Raw genomic sequence first — 19580 nt, 5'->3', positions numbered from 1 at the left:
GTAATACACTTGGCCGAGAAATATATCATAGAGCAGCCTCATAAAACCAATACTATGAGCAATAGAGGGGGTTGTGGGGCAAGAAACCAGCAAGTCGCTGATGCAGGTCAAGCTAGTTTGGGAGAAGTTACGCTCTATGATACAAAAGTATCGCTTATTCAACTCATACCATGAGCCGTTTAAGCAGTCATTCGACTCACCTTATGAGCCGAATAATAAGATAATCACATCACAGATGTCGGAAAAAGCCTCATCTAGACCAAAAAGGCTATTCACTCACCGCAAACACATCGCAGCGTGAGGCACAGATGAAGTCATTCTTGTGCAGGCCTTTGATTGAGTGGCTCCACCACGTTACGGTGACTTTGCCCCACTCCAATAAGATCGAAGGGTGATGGAATTCGTCTTCTGCCAACTCTGACACTTTGTTGCTGAATGCCCATGCTTGTTTGTAGTTCTTAAACTTGAACACCTTCTCAAGCTGTGGGATGCCATCTCTTTCCATGATCTGCCAGTCGGACAACTCCAACAGTAAAGGCTGTTGCTCGTCTTTACTTAAGGCAATCGCGTCGATACTGCAGGCTTCGCATTTTTGTTCATTCAACATGTGTTGGTTCCTTAGGTTCAAAAAGTGGTGGTAGTAATCCCTCGTCTATCGCGAGATCTGCTTGCTGCAATAGGTTTTCCTGGCTGATTTTGAAGAGCTCAGACAACTCATCAATCACGTAATATTTCGGTTGTATAATATCGATACGATAAGGCGTTCTTAGCACGGTTTGCAGGTCAAACCGCTCACGAACGGCCAAGTCCCCTCCCAACGCATACATGGTTTCCGCCGGAGACGAAAGAATGCCACCGCCATAGATTTTCAGCCTATGGCCTTCTTTTACTAAACCGAACTCAACCGTAAACCAATACAAACGGGCAAGATACGCGCGCTGTTTAGGTGTGGCTGCTTGGCCAAGTTTTCCGTAATGCTCAGTGAATGTCGCAAAATCGGCATTGGTGAGCATGGCACAGTGGCCAAAAATTTCATGGAAGAAATCAGGCTCTTGTAAGTAATCGAACTCGTCTCGTGTTCTCAGAAATGTCGCGACTGGGAATTTCTTGTTGGCGAGCAAATCAAAGAAACGGTCGAAATCGATCAATGCAGGCACAGGCTGAACCTGCCAACCTGTTGTTTCCATTAGCACTTTATTTATCTCTGGAAGCTGGGGAACTCTGTCTAATGGCAGATCCAGCAGGGTCAAACCGTGCAAATAGGCATCGCATGCGCGGTCATTAATGACGTCTAATTGCCTTTTCACTAAGTCGTGCCAAATGGCGTCTTCTTCGAGGCTCCACTCAACCCATCCCTCTTGGCTCACGGGCTTAGAATGATATTGAGTCATTACACACCTCCTTTCGAATGTCTCACTTTAAGCCTATCTCCACTCGTTATATCCGCCAATTTGCGCGACTTTTCGAAATAGGCGATCGTGTAACATTTTATTTACACAATTCCAGCAACCACTTATTTTGCTGATCTTTTGACTTTGTAAAACCTAAATACCAGACTGAAATCGTTAACTTTTTGTTAAAGGTAAAGGAATGCACGAAAGCAATAAGCCAGTTTGGCAGCCCAGCGAGCAGCGCATCGCACACGCCAACGTAACCCGATTTATGGATAACCTCGTTCAGCAGGGCGTACTCGGGCGGGAATTACAAAACTATAAGGATCTCCATCAATGGTCTGTGGAAGATCCCGAGACGTTTTGGCAGAACGTATGGCAGTTTTGTGGAATGGTGGGCTCGCAAGGAGATGACACCAAAAATCAAGGCGAGAGCCGCTGGCAGCAACCAAAATCGAATCGCGATGCAGTATGGTTCCCGAATGCTCAAGTAAACTATGCCGAAAACTTGCTGCATTCATCAAAAACGTTGCCAAACGAGCTTGCGATTTGGTTTGAGAATGAGCATGGCGAGCATCAAAGCTACACTTGGCAAACCTTGTGTGAGGAAGTATCTAGCGTTCAACAATGGCTTATTGATAGTGGTGTTCAACAAGGTGATGTGATTGCTGCTTATACGCCTTATCTTCCTCAAACCGTGATTGCGATGTTGGCAACCACTAGCTTGGGTGCGATTTGGACATCGACTTCACCTGATTTTGGCGTCGAGAGCGTGATTGAGCGATTTGGCCAAGTGAAACCTAAGGTGCTGTTAACCTGTGATGGTTACACCTTCAATGGCAAAATGTTCGATATGACGGACAAGAACCGTGAAATCATTGAACACTTAAACGCGCTAAAACAGGTGTGTGAGATCGGTTATTTGAAACCGACTCGTGATGTAGAGAGAAGCGATTTAGAGAAGAACGTTGAACATGATGTGCCGCCTCAAAGCTGGCACAGCATCATCAATCACTATCAGCCACAACCTCTTCGATTTACTCGTGTGAACTTCAATGAACCACTGTTTGTGCTCTACTCTTCCGGCACAACAGGCAAGCCAAAGTGTATTGTGCATTCGGTAGGTGGCACTATCATCAACCACCTAAAAGAGCATCAGCTTCATTGCGATATTAAACCAAGAGATCGCGTGTTCTACTACACCACTTGTGGTTGGATGATGTGGAACTGGCACGTCTCTGCGCTCGCGAGCGGTGCGTGTTTGGTGATATTTGATGGTAGCCCGGTTTACCCGCAACCTAACGTTCTGTGGGATTTAGCGCAGCGATCTGATGTATCGACATTTGGCACTTCAGCCAAGTATCTAGAAGCGATTGAGAAGGCAGAACTCTCGCCTATCGACAGTCACAACCTTCCTAAATTAAGAACACTGTGCTCGACCGGTTCAGTGCTCTACCCAGAGCAGTTCGGCTACGTCTACAAGCACATCAAAAAAGACCTGCATTTAGCATCCATTTCTGGTGGTACGGATATTTGTGGCTGCTTTGTTTTAGGCAACCCTATCTCGCCTGTGTATCGCGGTGAGTGCCAACAGGCAGGGCTCGGGGTCGACATCAAGGTGTTCAACTCTTCTGGCCACAAAGTCAATCACGAACGTGGCGAATTAGTGTGTGCAAATTCCCTCCCCAACTTTCCTGTTGGCTTCTGGAATGACACCGGAGAGCGCTACCACAGCACTTACTGGGACAAGTTCGATAATGTGTGGCATCACGGTGATGAAGTCGCACAGAGCGTGCATGGTGGCTACCTGTTCTACGGGCGAGGCGACACCACACTCAACCCCGGTGGTGTGCGAATTGGTACTGCCGAGATCTACCAGCAAGTGAACACCATTGAGGGCATTGTTGACTCGATAGCAGTCGGTAAAGACATCGACCGCAATGAACAGATATGGCTGTTCGTTCAGTTGCAGCAAGGTGTGAGTCTAGATGAAACATTACTAACGGCCATCAAGAGGAAGCTCAAATCATCATGCTCACCAAGACATGTGCCGAGCCAAATTTTTGCCATCAGCGACGTACCAAAAACACGTTCGGGCAAACTGGTGGAATTAGCGGTGAAACAGGTAGTGAACGGTAAAATAGTAGAAAACCTCGGAGCTATTGCTAACGCCGAGGTTTTAGAAGAGATAAAGCACGTTGTTTCGCTTTAGCGACTAGGCCTAGAACGTAGCAAGCTATCTCCAATTTTCACTTGGCTGTCAGATAATATCTAGAGTAAAGGCAGCCGATTGAAAACCGATGACTGAGTGAAGCAAGCAACGGGAGAAGCATTAAACACTGAACACTTTAAGCAGCCCTTGATTGGCCAATAAAAACCGAATCGAAGCCACTCTTTGAGCTCGTAAACCCTCGCCTCAGTTTGGCCCCTTACCTTTTCTAAAGTTCTTAATGAGATCTGAACGTCATATTTAAAACAAAAATGTTAAATTATTCATTTTTGGGGCTGAGATAATATTCACTAAAGACGAATCATTTATACAAAAAAAGAGTCCACCACTGGATTGTATCCCAGCTTATGGATATTTAATCGAATTATAATAATTCCCGCTCCCACAGCTCTATTTCTAGTGAAATGATAATTTGATAGCTATCACATTTAGAACAGTTATTTTCCCATACTATCTCGGCATGTTAATTACTTAAGAGTAATTAAAAAACCTAGTCATTGTTATTAATAATCTTGAATTTAATTAGAAACAAGCGGTTAATCCCTACGTAAAATAAATAAAATCATTATTAAATGATCGGAGACATTATCATGCGGATAGTATTAGCTTTAGGCGGTAACGCTCTTTTAGCAAGAGGCCAAGCATTAACGGCTGAGAACCAACGTGAAAATATAATCAAATCAGCGGCGAGTATTGCTGCAATCGCACGCGAACATGAGATTGTTATCGTTCATGGTAATGGCCCACAAGTAGGTTTGTTGATGGAACAAAACGCGGCTTATAGCGAATATTCGCCAGAGACTACCCCATACCCAATGGATGTGCTCGGCTCTCAAACCTGTGGCATGGTGGGCTACATGTTACAACAAGAGCTAAGAAACATTGACCCTGAATTAGACGTAGCGACGCTAGTCACGCAAACTGAAGTATGCAAAAAAGACCCTGCGTTTGCTAACCCGACTAAGTTTGTTGGCCCTGTATATACAGAGCAACGAGCTAAAGAGTTAATGGCTCAAAGCACAATGCAGTTTAAAGCTGATGGCGAGTACTACCGACGCGTTGTGCCTTCTCCTATGCCAAAAAGCATTGTTGAAATTCAGCAAATTGAAACTCTTCTAGATACAGAAAACCTTGTTATCGCTTGTGGCGGCGGCGGTGTTCCCGTGAGTATTGAGCAAGGTAAGAGTACTGGCATAGAGTGCGTAATTGACAAAGATCTTACGGCTGAACTACTCGCTGAAAAAATCCATGCCGACTTATTTATTATCTTAACCGATGGTTCGATTTTCCGTAACTATGGTAAAGAAGACCAAGCAGAAATGAAGCAAGCAACGCCTGCTGGTTTAGCAGAATTTTCATTCCCTGCCGGTTCTATGGGGCCAAAAATTGATGCCGTTTGTAAATTCGTTGAAGCTGGATTGGGTAATGCGGCGATTGGTTCATTATTTGATTTAGATAAAATAATCACCAATGAAGCTGGCACTCTGATAACGAAAGGCGAAGGTATTGTTTATTACTAATATTATCGAGTGATAAACACCACTAATATAAATTATATTACAAGCCTCTTATTTAATTATAATGAGGCTTGTTTTATTCGACCCGTTTAATGCTAGATGAGATAAATAGTCATAAAATTGGAAATTAAACCTGAAAAGAATGAATACATAATATCTTTAAATATACCAAAGAATAATTATAACGAGACTTAATCCAAATAACGTTTCCAGTTCATAAAAAAACAATTCAATACGTTCACATCGGTGCATTCGCATCCGCTTGGTTCTCTGGCATCGCCCCAATAAAAGCAGGTAACTGGTTACACGCTTCGACAATCGAGTTAATCAACGGATACGGTGACATATCAACATCAAAGCGCAAGGCATTGTAGACTTGTGGCACTAAGCAAATATCGACGATACAAGGGGAGTCAGTGAGGCTATACACTGAATCGCCATGTGCTTTTCTGTGCTTCGCCAGCTTCTCTTCTAACGCTGAAAACCCTTGGCTCATCCAATAGTAAATCCAATCCATTTTCACCTCTTGCCCGCATAATAATTCTCGCTCCAAATACTGCAACACACGCAGATTATTAAGAGGGTGAATTTCCATCGCAATATCCTGAGCCATCGCCAGTGCTTGATAGCGCAGTGGTGTTTGCTCTGGAATCAACAAGGTGTCTGGGCTGCTCTCACACAAATAGTGTTCATCGAGATATTGAAGAATAGCCAGCGACTGATTGAGCTGAACGTCACCATCCACCAGCACCGGCACTAATTCACTGGCATTGAGATCGCGATATTGTGGATCATGCTGCTCGCCGCCATTACGCACCAAGTGCACCGATTTAGACTCATAATTGAGTTGTTTTAGGTTCAATCCGATACGCACTCGATAGGCTGCGGACGAGCGCCAGTAACCGTAAAGTATAATGTTCTTGTTCACGATACTCTCGCTCATACAGAAATCCTATTACGTGGATTATAGCGCTCGATACTGGCTCACTTTTTGGTCAATCGCACCAAAAATGGAGTCACCCGCTGCATCAAACATCTCAAGCTTGATCGAATCGCCAAACGACATGAATTGAGTCGACGGTTTACCATCACGAATCGTCTCAATCATTCGCACTTCGGCAATACATGAATAACCCACACCGCCTTCGGCAATTGAGGTGCCGTGGTCAGTGCCCTGCTTATTAGAAACCGTGCCTGAACCGATGATCGCGCCCGCCGACAGTGGACGAGTCTTCGCGGCATGCACGACCAACTCTGCAAAATTGAAGGTCATATCCACGCCTGCATTCGGACAACCAAAAGGCTGGTCGTTGTAGGTCGATATTAATGGTAAATGTACCTTACTGCCTTTCCACTGTTCACCAAGTTCATCGGGTGTGACGGCAACCGGAGAAAACGCCGAAGACGGTTTAGACTGGAAGAAGCCAAAGCCCTTCGCAAGCTCAGCGGGAATCAAGCCACGCAGCGACACGTCGTTCACCAACATCAGTAAACGAATCGAATCATGCGCTTGTTTAGCACTTGCGCCCATAGGGACGTCACCAGTTACAATCGCGACTTCTCCTTCGAAATCTATACCCCACTCATCGCTAGCAAATTCGATGTTGTCACGAGGGCCGATAAAGGCATCTGAGCCGCCTTGATACATTAATGGATCGACCCAGAAGCTTTCTGGCATTTCAGCACCACGCGCTTTACGCACCAGTTCAACGTGGTTTACATAAGCACTGCCATCAGCCCATTGATATGCGCGTGGCAGAGGCGATTCACAATACTGAGGTGCAAACACTTCACTGCCAGTCACATGCCCGTTGTTTAACGAGGTGTATAACTCTTCTAACTGAGAAGCCACGCTGTCCCAGTTATCCAAGGCTATTTGCATGGTTGGCGCCAGATGCATTGCATGGAAAATTTCGGTGGCAGCTACACATTGTTTAAGATCTTTACTTACGACCATCAATAGACCGTCGCGAGTACCATTTTTCTTGGTTGCTAATTTCATCCTTGTCCCTTACTTCTTATCGTCAGCCATTTCTTTCGAACCAGAATCTTGCCAACTGTAGACATATTCTTTGTTCTCAACGCTATCGAGTTCATCAGAGAACTGCAGCGCATGGCGAGTATCGATCATCACCGCCACTTCATCGGTAAACTTCTTCTTATGAGCTTGCCCAGCCTTAAAGGCTTTTGGGTGAGGCCCATGCGTAAACCCAGCTGGATGGAAAGTCACCATGCCCGCTTCAATATTATCGCGACTGAAGAAGTCACCAGCGTGATAGAAAAGCACTTCGTCGTAGTCATCATTGTTGTGGTAGAACGGCACTTTCAACGCCCCAGGATCGCTCTCAATCGGACGTGGCACAAAGGTACACACCACAAATCCTGCGCCAACAAACGTCGTGTGCGCTGAGGGTGGCAAGTGGTAGCGATGCGACATCAGCGGTCTGATATCGCGCCAATTCACTTTCACCACGGCCAAATCACCATGCCAACCAATTGCATCCAATGGATTGAATGGATAGGTGATCACGCTGACTTTGTCGTGACGCTTCACCTGAACCTGAGTCTGGTTTTCTGAATACTGAGCGCGGAATTGATCATTGATTGAAGGGATGTCGAGCACCGCAGGGTCAAACACCGCGTGATTACCGACCATGCCTTTCTCTGGCAGGGAGTAAGCCGCATCTGTGTTCTCGATCATCAAGATGAACATAGGCTCACTTGGCTCTAAACGCCAGTTGGTCGAGCGCGGGATCATCACGTAATCCCCTTCACTCACCGCTAGATGACCATAGTCACAATAGAGATCGGCGCTGCCTTGGTGAATGAACAGCAGCTCATCGCCATCAGAGTTACGCACTAAGAAATCCATCTTCTCATCCATGCGCCATACACGGATTTTGCAGTCCGCGTTGTGCAAAAGATGAGGCACCGCCCAAGGGGTTATCTGGCTGGCTTTTTCCACCAGCGTAAAATCAAAAGCGCGAGGGCGTAAATCGCCCTCCCACTCCGACCAACCTGTTGGGGCATGCTGGTGATGAAAGTGAGCCGCAGGGCCGAAGAAACCACTCCGACCCGCTTCTCGCTCATAAATTGCCTCTTCGGGAAAATCGGCGTGCGCTTGTTTAGAGCACACCCCCTCCCGATGAGGAAACGAGATCCATTTATGCATCGTCTAATACTCCTCGACGAATCTGGTCCTCTTCAATCGATTCAAACAACGCCTTGAAGTTACCTTCGCCAAAGCCTTCATTGCCTTTACGCTGAATGATTTCAAAGAACACAGGCCCGATTACTGTCTGCGTGAAAATTTGCAGCAAGATACCGTCTTTGGTCGGCGCACCATCAATCAACACACGCAGGTCGCGCAACAGATCGGTGTCTTCGCCGTGGCCTTTAACGCGCTGATCGACTTTATCGTAGTAGGTGTCAGGGGTTGGCATAAAGTCCATGCCGCGATCGCGCAGAGTTTTCACGGTTTTGTAGATGTCATCCGTGGATAACGCGATGTGTTGGATACCTTCGCCGTTGTATTCACGGATGAACTCTTCGATTTGTGATTTGTCGTCAGAAGACTCATTGATTGGGATACGGATCTTGCCACACGGAGAGGTCATAGCGCGGCTCACTAGGCCTGTCAGCTTACCTTCAATGTCGAAGTAGCGAATCTCGCGGAAGTTGCCAAGACGCTCATAGAACCCAGACCACACATCCATATTGCCTTGCTTCACGTTATGCGTGAGGTGGTCGATTTCATACAAGCCAACATTGGCTTCAGCCATACGCTCTTCCGCATCGTCATAGAATCGGAAATCGACGTCATAGATGCTCTGCTTGCCATAACGATCCACAAAATAGAGCAGGCTCTCACCGATGCCGTAAATAGCCGGAATGCTCAGTTCCATCGGCCCTATTTCTGTTTTGTACTCTTCACCACCGCCCTTAAACGCTTGTTCCATTGCAGCCGTTGCTTCGTTGACACGAAAAGCCATGCCACATACCGATGGACCATGTACCTTGGCGAACGCTTCCGCTTGGCTGTGTGGCTGTTCATTGACGATAAAGTTGATGTCACCTTGTCGATACAGCCAAGCCTCTTTTGAGCGGTGCTTGGCGACCTCAGCAAAACCAAGTGACACAAACAACGCTTTAAGTTGCTCAATTCCCTTGTGGTCAACGGCCGTGTATTCAACAAACTCGAATCCATCCGTGCCAAGCGGGTTGTATGTATCCACCATGAACTTTCTCCTTGTACCTATTGGTTTGTATTACGTGTTTTTTTATTTACGTACTTTCTATTACGTGACTTTTTGTTACGTACTTTCTATTACGTGATTAGATGTTGTGTGTTTTTTGTCCTTAATTAAATTTGGCCCACAAGCCGAGATAATGGAATGGGTGGAGGAAAATGGGCAATTTCGATGAAACCCCATCAATTTGTAAAATATTTGTTACACACAAACCATCAAGACAAGAAAGTGAGTACTATCAAGGGATTGAAAGATGGTAGTTTGATTTACAGCAGAGGAATAGATGTTATTGAATTGTTACGTTCGAGCTTTATCAGCAAAGGTGATAAATCAAACATTAGACTGATGATGCAAAAAAGCCGCTGTAGTCAGCGGCTTAATGAGTTCTAGAAAGAACCTAATTCGAATATAAGATTCGCGTTAATCCCAGTCGAGGATCGACCAGTTCGGTTGATCAGCTAACGCTTTTAAACGCGGACACGGGTTCACCAAGTAAGCAAAATCAGCGTGTTCACACAAAGGTAAGTCGTTGATTGAATCCGTATAAAAGTGAATGTCTGAGTAGTTAGTTTCTTGATTATCTAACCACTCTTTTAAACGCGTCACTTTACCTTCTCGGTAGCTTGGTACGCCTGAGATCTGAGACGTGAAACGGCCTTGGTTTTCGACCAAATCGATACCGAGTGCGTTCTCGATACCAATCTTGCGACCGACCGCTTCTACTAAGAAAGTCACGCTAGCAGAGATGATCAACATATCGATGTTGTCGCGATCTAGCTGCTCAATCAAGGGTTTAGACTGCTTAAACTGCTTAGGAAAAATATGCTGTTCGACACACTCTTCGACCAATGCTGTAACTTGCTCTGTTGGCATATCGGCTAAAGGCTGCATGGAGAATGTTAGGTAATCTTCCATGTTCAGTTTGCCTTCCGAATACAGGCCCATTAAGCGCAGATCTTCTTCGATAAAGTTAGGCGCAGTGGCAATACCCTTTTCAACCAAGAACTCATTCCAAAGCATCGCTGCATCAGCATTGATCAGCGTTTCGTCCATATCAAATACATACAAAGGTTTGAACATCTTAGGCTCTCACGGGTTGGATTTCATTAAGGTTAAACAGGAGTTCAAGTTGGCTGCCATTGGCCAACAATCGTTCAGAAGAACGGTTGAGTAGGTCGACTGTTAATTCACACTCATCAACATCCACTTGGTAGCGAATTACGTTACCCAGCAGCTGGTGGTTGCGAATAGTGCCCGTTTTCGGCGCAGAGATATGTTCGCCATATTGTCGGCCTTGCTCTTTCACGTAGATAGATTCAGGTCGAATCGCCACTTTCCACTCGGTTTCAATATTGAAAAGTTGCTTGGCTTTGTTCGCTTGCACCAGATTATAGTGCCCCATGAACCCAGCCACGAATTCATTGGCAGGTTGAGTGTAGATCTCTTCGGGTGTACCCGCTTGTACGATCTCGCCTTTGTTCATCAAGAAGATACGGTCAGACATGATCATCGCTTCTTCTTGATCATGAGTCACGAAGATCGTGGTCAGGTTCATCTCTTTTTGAATATCTCGGATCTGTTGGCGTAGGTGTTTGCGGATCTTCGCATCCAACGCTGAAAGCGGCTCATCCAACAACAAAATACGCGGCTTGACCACCAAGGCTCTTGCCAAAGCCACACGCTGACGCTGACCGCCTGATAGCTGATGCGGGTAGAACTTCTCTTTGCCCGTTAAATCCACCAGCCCAATCACTTTCGCGACTTCGCGTTTAATTTCATCGGCAGCAAGCTTTTTCATCTTGAGGCCAAACGCAATGTTGCCTTCAACCGTCATGTTCGGGAACAGCGCATAAGATTGAAACACCATGCCGATGCCACGCTGTTGCGGCACTTGATGAGTAATCTCTTCGCCGTTCACCCAGATCTCGCCACCATCGACCGGATTCAAGCCTGCCAAGCTGCGTAGCAGAGTCGATTTACCGCAACCACTTGGGCCAAGAAGCGTGATGAGTTCACCCTTCTCAATTGAAAATTGAATGTCTTCAAACACCGTGTTGTCACCAAAGCGCTTGGTGAGGTTTTTCGCATTTACATAACTCATTATTTGGTTCCCTGGCTGAAACGACTTGCCAACCAAGTCAGTAAGAAAATAAACAGGAAGTACGTCATCACAAGGGCTGACGTGAAGTGGCCACTGGTTTGACGCATGTTGTATAGGTAGATTTGCAGTGTCTCATAGCGTGTTCCTACCAAAATGTTGGCGAACACGAACTCGCCCAATAGGAACGAGAACGACAAGAACAGTGACGCCATTAAGCCTTTCTTAAGGTTTGGCAGAATAATCAACAAGAATGCCTTGGTGGTGCTTGCACCTAATAGGTGTGCTGCGTCCATCAAGTCATGCAAGTTAATCGCTTCAAAGCTGTTGGCAATCGCGCGATACATGAATGGCAGCGCGATGGTGAAATAGGTGCCAATCAAAATCCACGGCGTGCCTATCAGTGAGATTTCGCTGTCTGCATACAATTGAAGTAAACCAACCGATGACACCACAGGCGGCACCGCGAACGGCAGTAAGATAAGGATATTCATTACCTTGTCGAGCTTCGGGAAATAGTAAAACACCACGAAAATCGCAGGTAGAACCAACACCACACTCAGTGACAACGCCGCCACACAGATAAACAGTGAACGACCAAAGGCTTGCAAGAAGCGAGGATCCGTCAGCAGGTTGATGTACCAATCTAACGTGAAGCCATCCGGCAGGATCGTTGCGCCCCAACGTGAAGAGATCGAGTAGATAAAGGTCGCTAAGATCGGGATCATCATGATGCCGATAATCGAATAGACAACCGTTTTGTGAAAGCGAGTATTGACGGTGTTCATTACTTTCTCTTCCCTGCGTAGCTTTTGCTGATCAGCCATTGGTTAATCACGGTAATAAAGGCCAACATCGCCATCAGAATTACGGAAATTGCTGCGGCTAGGTTAGGCTCTAAGAACAAGTCGCCCGATACCAAGCTCGCGATACGAATCGTAATCACATTGTAGTTGCCCGAGGTTAACGCATACACACTCGCATACGCGCCAATCGCGTTAGCAATCAAGATGATGAAGGTGCCAAGCAAGGCAGGCGACAACACAGGAAGCGCTATTTTGGTCCAATATTGCCAGGTTCTCGCGCCAAGCAGTGCCGAGGCGGCTTGCCAGTCGTCACTCAAGGCATCGAACGCTGGATAGAGTAATAACACCGCTAATGGGATCTGGAAGTAGATGTAAATCGCCAGCAAGCCCCACTTCCCATACAAGTCAAAATCACCCAATAGCCCGTACTGCTTGAGCAACAAGGTGATCGCACCATTGGTACCCAAGATGATGATGAAGGCGAACGACAGAGGCACACCAGAGAAGTTGCTGCTCATATTAGTGAAAGCAATCACCGCATCGCGGATTTTAGAATCAACACGGCGCAATGAAGAGACCAGCAGAGTCGCAATCGCCAAGCCAACAATGCTCGACCAAATCGACAACCATAAACTGTTGCCAAAAGCCTGCATCATAAAGGCAGAATCGAACACTTCAGCGTAGTTTTCGAGAGAGAGCTCATCGTCGTAAAAGAAGCTGTTGATCAGCACCCAAACCATAGGTGCCAGCTGGAACAGGTAGAAAAACAGGGCAAAAGGCGCAAGCCACAAAGCGGGCTTGAAGCGTTGAAACAAAGATTTGGTTTTGGGTTGAAGCGCAGAGCCATCGCTCTGCGTGATTACAGAACTGCTCATAGGGCCAACAATTCCTGAGTGTAAGATTTATCGTGTTCAAGGTTGAGTAACTGACAGACGCTGCCGCAGATATCGGTCTGTTTCACTGAACATTCTTGGTGTGTGAACTTATCGCCAATCACAAAGAATGGCACTTCGCGCTCTTCAGGCAGAATGCCACCATGAGACAGGTCATTGTTCATACCATGGTCACTGGTGATGATCACTTGATAACCATCGTCTACCCATTTCTCAAGATAGTTTGATAGGTAGATATCCGCGCCACGTGCACTATTGCGATACTGGCGAGAGTCCAGCCCGTGCTTATGTCCCATGTCGTCAATGTTCATTGGGTGAATCAGCAAAAAATCAGGCTGATGAGTCACGCGCAGGTGCTCAGCATCCAAGAACAAGGCTTCATCTGGGTAGTGGTCCCAGTGGTAGAAACAACCGTGTTGGATGTTCATGGTTTCATCGTTTGTGAAACGGTCGCGTACTGCATCAAATGGCGCTCGGTTATATAACTCGCTCACCCAATGGTAAGCCGCAGCTGCCGTCACTTTGTTCTGCGACTTCGCCAAGCTAAATACCGACTCGTGATTCGACAAACGCACAATTTGATTGTTGACGATGCCACTCTCGACAGGGCGAACACCGGTCAGGATGCACTCATACAATGGACGGGACATTGACGGCAGATCACACTGCACAGGGTAAAGCGTGGCACGCAGCTTGTTTTTTTGCGTGCTCTGCGAAGTGCTCTGTTTATTGTACGAATCACCCTGTTTATTCTGCAAATCGCCCTGTTTCTCATACATATCACTTTGCTCTAGAAGACCGTTCAGGTAGCCCATGCAATCACGGGCTACCTGATAGTTCAGTCCATCTAGAACAACAAGGATAACCTTATTGCTCATGGTCTATTCTCTATTGCTTGTTACTATAAGCCACCCATTACAGGTGGCGTGTTAAGCGGGGTTATTGCTGGTGAATCAATACGCTTTCTTGCCATTGACGTGGCAAGCGACGTGCTGATTTTCCCCATGCTGAGAAATCAGTCACTGGGTGAACGTTGCTGTATTGCTCGTTCGAGATCAGCTTGTCTTGCACTGATCTAGGCAGCGTAACGTTGCTACGGATTGGACGTGCGTAACCTTCTGCTAGGTTGATTTGGCCTTGGTCGCTGAAGATGTATTCACGAGCCAACTTCGCCGCGTTTGGGTTTTGTGCGTATTTGTTAATGATGGTGGTGTAACCAGAAATCACTGAGCCATCTTGTGGAATGCTGACTGTAAAGCGCTCACGGTCGATCTTGTCGCGGTAGTTCAGTGCGTTGAAGTCCCACATGATTGCCACTTCCACTTCGCCTTTTTCAAGGTTCGCGATGCTTGGGTCGGTGTAAGACAGGCGGCCTTGCTTCGCTAGTTCACCAAAGAATTTAATCGCAGGTTTTAGGTTTGATTCATCACCGCCATTAGCAAATGCAGCCGCTAGAATTGCGTTGTTTGCTTGCGCGGCTACGCCTACATCACCGACTGTGACTTTGTAGTCACCTTCTAGTAGGTCACTCCAAGATTTTGGTGCATCTTCAACAAGGTTGTTGTTTGAAATGAACGAAATAGTACCGGTGTAAGCCAGAGCCCAGTGACCATCTTTGTCTTTCGCCCAATCTGGAATGTCATCCCAAGTCGTTGGCTTGTATGGCTGCGTTACGTCTTTCTGCACAGCGACACGTGCAAAGGCGAAACCAACGTCACCGATATCTGCGGTTGCGTTTCTTTTCTCTGCTTCAAATTTCGAGATCTCTTGTGCCGAGCTCATGTCTGTATCCTGATGCTTCAAACCGTAGTTTGCTTTCAGATCAGTCCATGTGCCTTTCCAGTTTGCCCAACTGTCTGGCATGCCCACACTGTAAACCGCACCCTCTTTTTGAGCGGCTTCAATCAGTGACTCAAGATCAGCATCCTTCGCCATCGCTGGCATTGAAAGTGTTGCCGTTATTAGCGTTGCGCCAATCAGTTTAGCTGGCGATACAGTTGAACGGCTAAGCAAAGTTTTCATTGTCTCTATCCCTCTGGACTAGGTCAGTAAGTTCGTTTTGTATGCTATCGCCGGAGTGTGACGCTTTCGCGCAACTTATTTGACAGTTCGAGTGCATTTACGTGGCAGTTATATTTCACTCATATGACAATAAGCCCTTGTTTACTGTCACATTCCTGTTAACTCCATGGTTTACCTTATTAAGCACACGAACTTATGGACTAGATCAGTAATGAGAACATTGGGCACCGGGCAGTCAGGGACACAGTTAGGAAGAATTAAGGCGAGTATTCGAGAGCAGCTTCAATCAGGTATCTTCATTGAAGGGCAAAAACTGCCATCAGAAAGAAACCTTAGCGAACTGTTTTCCACCACGCGAATCACGCTCAAAGATGCGTTGGTGTCTCTGGAAACCGAAGGTTTGATATACCGAGAAGAGCGTCGTGGCTGGTATGTGTCACCCGAACGTATCCGCTACAACCCGCTGTCACGCTCTCACTTTCATCAAATGATTCGCGAACAGCATCGTATTGCTGAAACACAACTGCTGAGTACCCGTACAGAGATGGCGGCAGGCGATTACGCCAAGGCATTAGAGATAGAGCAGATAACCCCGATACATGTGATTGAGCGATTACGATTTATTGATGGCAGAGCGGTGCTGTTTGTTGAAAACGTCTTAAAAGCGCCGTTGTTTGAAAAAGTACTGTCGGAAAACCTCACTATGTCACTGACAGGTATCTACCGAGAAAAGTATGGCTACGAGACCCAACGCTCGCGCTTTGATGTGATTCCCACTTCTGCCCCTGCGCATGTCGCCAAGGCGCTGAATTTGGCAGAGGGCCAGCCCGTTTTGAAGATCTGCCGAGTGAACTACAAACAGGACGGTGAATTAATGGATTGCGAGTTGGAGTACTGGCGCCCAGACTCTGTGGTCATTCATATTGATAGCATTGGTTAGCGTCACATGATTATTTGCCTAGGTTTAGGCTTAGGAAGAAAAAGCGAGCACATACAAAAACTCCGACTGATTCAGTCGGAGTTTTTATTTTCAACGGTTGCGTTTGATGAGGCACTAACTAAACAATCTTTTGCTCATCTTCTTCTTTGGTCGAATCGCTTTCCTTAGATAAAAAACTGGCAACGATCTCTCTCAGTTTCCCTTGATTAACCGGTTTTGGTAAAAACTCATCCATGCCTACATCGAAGCACAAATGCTTGTCTCGCTGCACGACGTTGGCCGTCAGAGCAACGATTGGAATGTGTTTTGAAGAACCCTCTTCGAGCGCTCGGATCTGTTTAGTCGCTTCGAAACCGTCGAGAACCGGCATCTGGCAATCCATAAAGATCATCACATAGTCATTGGCCTTAAACTTCTCGACACCAATTTCCCCGTTATCGGCAATATCAACCTCAAACCCAAGCTTCTTGAGCATCATCTTGGCGACTTGTTGGTTCACTCGCGAGTCTTCAACGACCAATACTTTGCCACTAAACGAAGCGGCCACTGGTTTTGGCTCTTCTTTGATTGGAGCTTGTTTGTCTGTTTGTGTGGTAGTGACAGAAGCCGTTGATGTAGCTTCAACAGAACCCGTTGGTTTGGTTAATGGTACTGGTTCATTGTCTTTGAACGCGACCTCACCTCTGTTTGGATAAGTAAAGTTTGAGGTATCCGCTGCTCTCGCGAGAACTTCACTCAACGTCCATTTAAGTTGGTTGTCTTGATATGGACGAGCTATGTAGGCAACAAAACCCACTTGTTTAGCGCGCGCTTCATCTTGTTTTCGTGGGTCTGCAGAGATCATCACCAGCTTAGGACACGCTTTGTCAAAACGCTCAATCAAGCTTCTTGCTAACTGGAATCCATCAATAGACGGCATCACTTTATCAATCAGCACCAGATCATAAGGCAATGACTTCGCCACAGACTCCGAAACAAGCTCTAACGCTTGGGTCGCGGTTTCACAACACTCTGACTTAACGCCGAATGATTGAAGCTGTGTTGAGGTAATACGCATATTCAGCTGACTATCATCAACCAGAAGCACCGAAACTTTATTAAAATCGATATTGCTTTCGTCAACGTCCAAGCTCGGGTCAAAGTCAGCGGTAAAGTAGAATGTACTCCCCTTACCTACGACACTGGTTAGCTCAAGCTTGCTGCCCATTAAGGTCACGATCTTATCGCATATCGTCAGACCAAGCCCGGTGCCTCCGTAAATACGGGTGGTGCTGCCGTCGGCTTGTTGAAACTTATCGAACACCGATTGTTGCTTGTCTTCAGCAATACCAATACCACTGTCAGTTACCTCAAATTTCACTCTGAGCTTTTGGTCTGGCTCTATGACTTCTTCCAAGCGAAGTGAGAGTGTGACATGACCATGCTCGGTAAATTTGATGGCGTTGCCGACTAGGTTATTAAGCACTTGTCTTAGCTGGGTGCCATCGCCAATCACCATAGTTGGGATCTTAGGATCAATCGCCAGTTGGAACCTGAGCCCTTTCTGCTCGGCTTTAACTCTAAACGTCGATTCAACATCGGCAGCAATACCCATCATCTTCATTGGTTCTTGTTGCAGTTCTAAACGACCCGCTTCTATCTTCGAGTAGTCGAGAATGTCGTTAATTAGATCAAGGAGAGTAAGCGAAGAGGTATTGAGCATATCGACATACTCTTTTTGCTCTTTCGGCATATCCATTTCAGAGAGTAGAGACGACAGTCCGATAATCCCATTCATCGGGGTGCGGATCTCGTGGCTCATGTTGGCAAGAAATTCACTTTTGTTGCGGTTGGCAACCTCAGCGACATCTTTGGCTTTTTCCAGTTCTTGGTATTGTTGACGAATACGTTCAACAGACTGGTTATAGCTACTCTCTAGTGTCGAGATCTCGTCTCTATAAGTAGAATCGGTTGGCGTTATGAAGCGTGGTTTGTTGTCTTCAACCTGTTGCTGGTTGATCTGGGAAGACATAGTCATTAAGCGTTTGACCACGAGGCGATAGACGATCGTTAAGCAAACCAGAGACAATAAGAAGATTTTAACGGCTTCGAAGGCGAGCAATAGTAAAACTCGTTCTTCAAAGTCGTTGAGGATCATGCTCAAATCAGATTGCACCGTGAGCGTCGCTAATGGGAAATCTGTCCCCCCCATCTGGTGCACCATTTCCCAAGACTGGGAATAAGACTGACCTGAGGTCTTTTGACCTAATTCTAGAATTTTTTCATCGGGACTTTCGATAAGAAGGTAACTAACCGAGGGTAAGCGGGAGATACCTTCGGCTTGCACAAACAGTTGCTCTCGATCTTCAACCCACAAACTGGACGTTAAACCCGAAAGATAGCCAGCCTTAACCTGTTCGATCTGAGAACTGATAAAAGAAACTCGACTTTGGTACTCCACATACAACCCTAGACCTGTCACTATAACTGTGAATAAGGTGCTGATTGCTATTATAGTCCCGATCAACTGTCGGGAGAGTCCAATATAGCGTTTTCCTTTTGTCACCATACACAAATTACCATTATTGTTATCCTAGCAAACTACAATTACTCAACTAGTATAATAGTAGTCATTCATCAAATAACTAGGGAAGGTTATGAAAAAACATCTTATATTTGCATCCATAGTCAGTTTGTTTTCAAGCAGTTATGCTTTTGCAAGCGAACCTGTTCACTACTACATTATTGCGAGCCAAGCGCAACCTTTTCAGATCGAAACTGACGGGTCATCTCACAGAGGAATGGTTTCGGATATTGTTGAGGCCGTATTTGATGACAGCCAATACGAGATCGATTACCACACCTACCCTTTCAACCGCATGATTGACAAGCTCGACGCGAGAGAGAATCCAAACTGGGTAACCTACGGCAGTCCTAGTTGGGGAAATATCCAATCTGTAAACCTGTCTAAAGATCCGATTTACAATGTAAAACACGTGTTACTCAGCAGTGGCAAGGAACCATTTGAGTTCAATACTATCGACGATTTAAACGGAAAAGCGGTGGTCTTGCTGGTGGGGTTTGAATATCCAAACCTAGAGCCTTACATCAAACAAGGTAAGCTCAACGAGATTCGAGTTAAAGATTACAGCGCGGCTTTTCGTGTATTAAACCGAACTCCGGGCGATACCGTTTTTGTTGAGATGGAATCGAGAATCAAATACAACCTAAACGAGCAGAAGTTAAGTATTGATGATTACCAGATGCAAGATTTTGGTTCAGTGATCAATAACTACCCTATCCATTTGGCGTTTGACCCTGAGATGGATCCTAAGCTGCAAAGCTTCATCAACCAACGTCTCGACCAAATGAAAGACGATGGTCAGCTCGATGACATCGTGCAAGGGTACTTATAGATCCTTTATTTATCTGTAATAGCGCCTAGTTGACGTTG

The 19580-nt window shown here is 46.1% G+C and carries 17 protein-coding genes; 4 read left to right on the top strand and 13 right to left on the bottom strand.

The window, feature by feature from the left end:
* Nucleotides 1-268: 268 nt before the first annotated feature.
* Together AC3CH4_RS18360 and phhA are read right to left on the bottom strand one after the other, a co-directional pair.
* Nucleotides 269-607, bottom strand: a complete 339-nt coding sequence (locus AC3CH4_RS18360; protein WP_488544229.1) for a 4a-hydroxytetrahydrobiopterin dehydratase — start codon at nt 605-607, stop codon at nt 269-271.
* The gene (phhA, locus tag AC3CH4_RS18355; RefSeq protein ID WP_017075597.1) at nt 597-1391 is read right to left on the bottom strand and encodes a phenylalanine 4-monooxygenase; all 795 of its coding nucleotides are present in this window, start codon (nt 1389-1391) and stop codon (nt 597-599) included. The genes AC3CH4_RS18360 and phhA overlap by 11 nt, the downstream gene beginning before the upstream one ends.
* 199 nt (nt 1392-1590) lie before the next feature.
* Between phhA and AC3CH4_RS18350 the strand changes: the two genes are divergently transcribed.
* Together AC3CH4_RS18350 and AC3CH4_RS18345 are read left to right on the top strand one after the other, a co-directional pair.
* The gene (locus AC3CH4_RS18350) at nt 1591-3603 is read left to right on the top strand and encodes an acetoacetate--CoA ligase (RefSeq protein WP_488544228.1); all 2013 of its coding nucleotides are present in this window, start codon (nt 1591-1593) and stop codon (nt 3601-3603) included.
* Nucleotides 3604-4211: 608 nt separating this feature from the next.
* Nucleotides 4212-5141 carry a carbamate kinase gene (locus AC3CH4_RS18345; RefSeq protein WP_488544227.1) on the top strand — a complete coding sequence of 310 codons (930 nt, stop codon included), beginning with the start codon at nt 4212-4214 and terminating at the stop codon, nt 5139-5141.
* A gap of 235 nt (nt 5142-5376) precedes the next feature.
* Here the strand turns inward: AC3CH4_RS18345 and maiA are convergent, their stop codons facing one another.
* The 10 genes from maiA to AC3CH4_RS18295 all read right to left on the bottom strand — a co-directional run bounded on the left by maiA (nt 5377) and on the right by AC3CH4_RS18295 (nt 15207).
* Nucleotides 5377-6081 (bottom strand): maleylacetoacetate isomerase, encoded by a 705-nt coding sequence (maiA, locus tag AC3CH4_RS18340; protein WP_488544226.1) that lies wholly within the window; start codon nt 6079-6081, stop codon nt 5377-5379.
* 21 nt (nt 6082-6102) lie between these two features.
* On the bottom strand, nt 6103-7140 hold the full coding sequence (locus tag AC3CH4_RS18335) for a fumarylacetoacetate hydrolase family protein (RefSeq protein WP_488544225.1): 1038 nt from the start codon (nt 7138-7140) through the stop codon (nt 6103-6105).
* Nucleotides 7141-7149: 9 nt separating this feature from the next.
* The gene (locus AC3CH4_RS18330) at nt 7150-8310 is read right to left on the bottom strand and encodes a homogentisate 1,2-dioxygenase (RefSeq protein WP_488544224.1); all 1161 of its coding nucleotides are present in this window, start codon (nt 8308-8310) and stop codon (nt 7150-7152) included.
* On the bottom strand, nt 8303-9376 hold the full coding sequence (gene hppD, locus AC3CH4_RS18325; protein ID WP_488544223.1) for a 4-hydroxyphenylpyruvate dioxygenase: 1074 nt from the start codon (nt 9374-9376) through the stop codon (nt 8303-8305). Before hppD ends, AC3CH4_RS18330 begins: the two co-directional genes overlap by 8 nt.
* 432 nt (nt 9377-9808) lie before the next feature.
* Nucleotides 9809-10468, bottom strand: coding sequence for an HAD family hydrolase (locus AC3CH4_RS18320; RefSeq protein ID WP_171307452.1), 660 nt, complete (start codon nt 10466-10468; stop codon nt 9809-9811).
* Between the two features lies 1 nt (nt 10469).
* A complete protein-coding gene (locus AC3CH4_RS18315) occupies nt 10470-11489 on the bottom strand; it encodes an ABC transporter ATP-binding protein (RefSeq protein WP_171307453.1) in 1020 nt (339 codons plus the stop codon).
* Nucleotides 11489-12274 carry an ABC transporter permease gene (locus tag AC3CH4_RS18310; protein WP_171307454.1) on the bottom strand — a complete coding sequence of 262 codons (786 nt, stop codon included), beginning with the start codon at nt 12272-12274 and terminating at the stop codon, nt 11489-11491. The genes AC3CH4_RS18315 and AC3CH4_RS18310 overlap by 1 nt, the downstream gene beginning before the upstream one ends.
* Nucleotides 12274-13167, bottom strand: coding sequence for an ABC transporter permease (locus AC3CH4_RS18305; protein ID WP_488544222.1), 894 nt, complete (start codon nt 13165-13167; stop codon nt 12274-12276). Before AC3CH4_RS18305 ends, AC3CH4_RS18310 begins: the two co-directional genes overlap by 1 nt.
* Complete coding sequence (locus tag AC3CH4_RS18300; RefSeq protein ID WP_488544221.1) at nt 13164-14063, bottom strand: alkaline phosphatase family protein; 900 nt, start codon at nt 14061-14063, stop codon at nt 13164-13166. The genes AC3CH4_RS18305 and AC3CH4_RS18300 overlap by 4 nt, the downstream gene beginning before the upstream one ends.
* 61 nt (nt 14064-14124) lie before the next feature.
* Nucleotides 14125-15207, bottom strand: coding sequence for an ABC transporter substrate-binding protein (locus AC3CH4_RS18295; protein WP_488544220.1), 1083 nt, complete (start codon nt 15205-15207; stop codon nt 14125-14127).
* A gap of 211 nt (nt 15208-15418) precedes the next feature.
* On the opposite strand from AC3CH4_RS18295, the gene AC3CH4_RS18290 reads away from it, so the two are divergent.
* Nucleotides 15419-16147 (top strand): UTRA domain-containing protein, encoded by a 729-nt coding sequence (locus AC3CH4_RS18290; protein ID WP_065206523.1) that lies wholly within the window; start codon nt 15419-15421, stop codon nt 16145-16147.
* Between the two features lie 118 nt (nt 16148-16265).
* On the opposite strand, the gene AC3CH4_RS18285 is transcribed toward AC3CH4_RS18290, so the two are convergent.
* Entirely contained in the window at nt 16266-18695 is a 2430-nt protein-coding gene (locus tag AC3CH4_RS18285) for a response regulator (protein WP_146455229.1), read from the bottom strand.
* 88 nt (nt 18696-18783) lie between these two features.
* On the opposite strand from AC3CH4_RS18285, the gene AC3CH4_RS18280 reads away from it, so the two are divergent.
* Nucleotides 18784-19542, top strand: a complete 759-nt coding sequence (locus AC3CH4_RS18280) for a substrate-binding periplasmic protein (protein ID WP_146455227.1) — start codon at nt 18784-18786, stop codon at nt 19540-19542.
* The last annotated feature ends 38 nt before the right edge of the window (nt 19543-19580 follow it).

It is taken from the genome of Vibrio sp. QJM3NY_26, assembly GCF_057786005.1.
The sequence above is the reverse complement of the archived record's forward strand: the minus strand, read 5'-3'. Positions and strand labels throughout refer to the sequence as shown.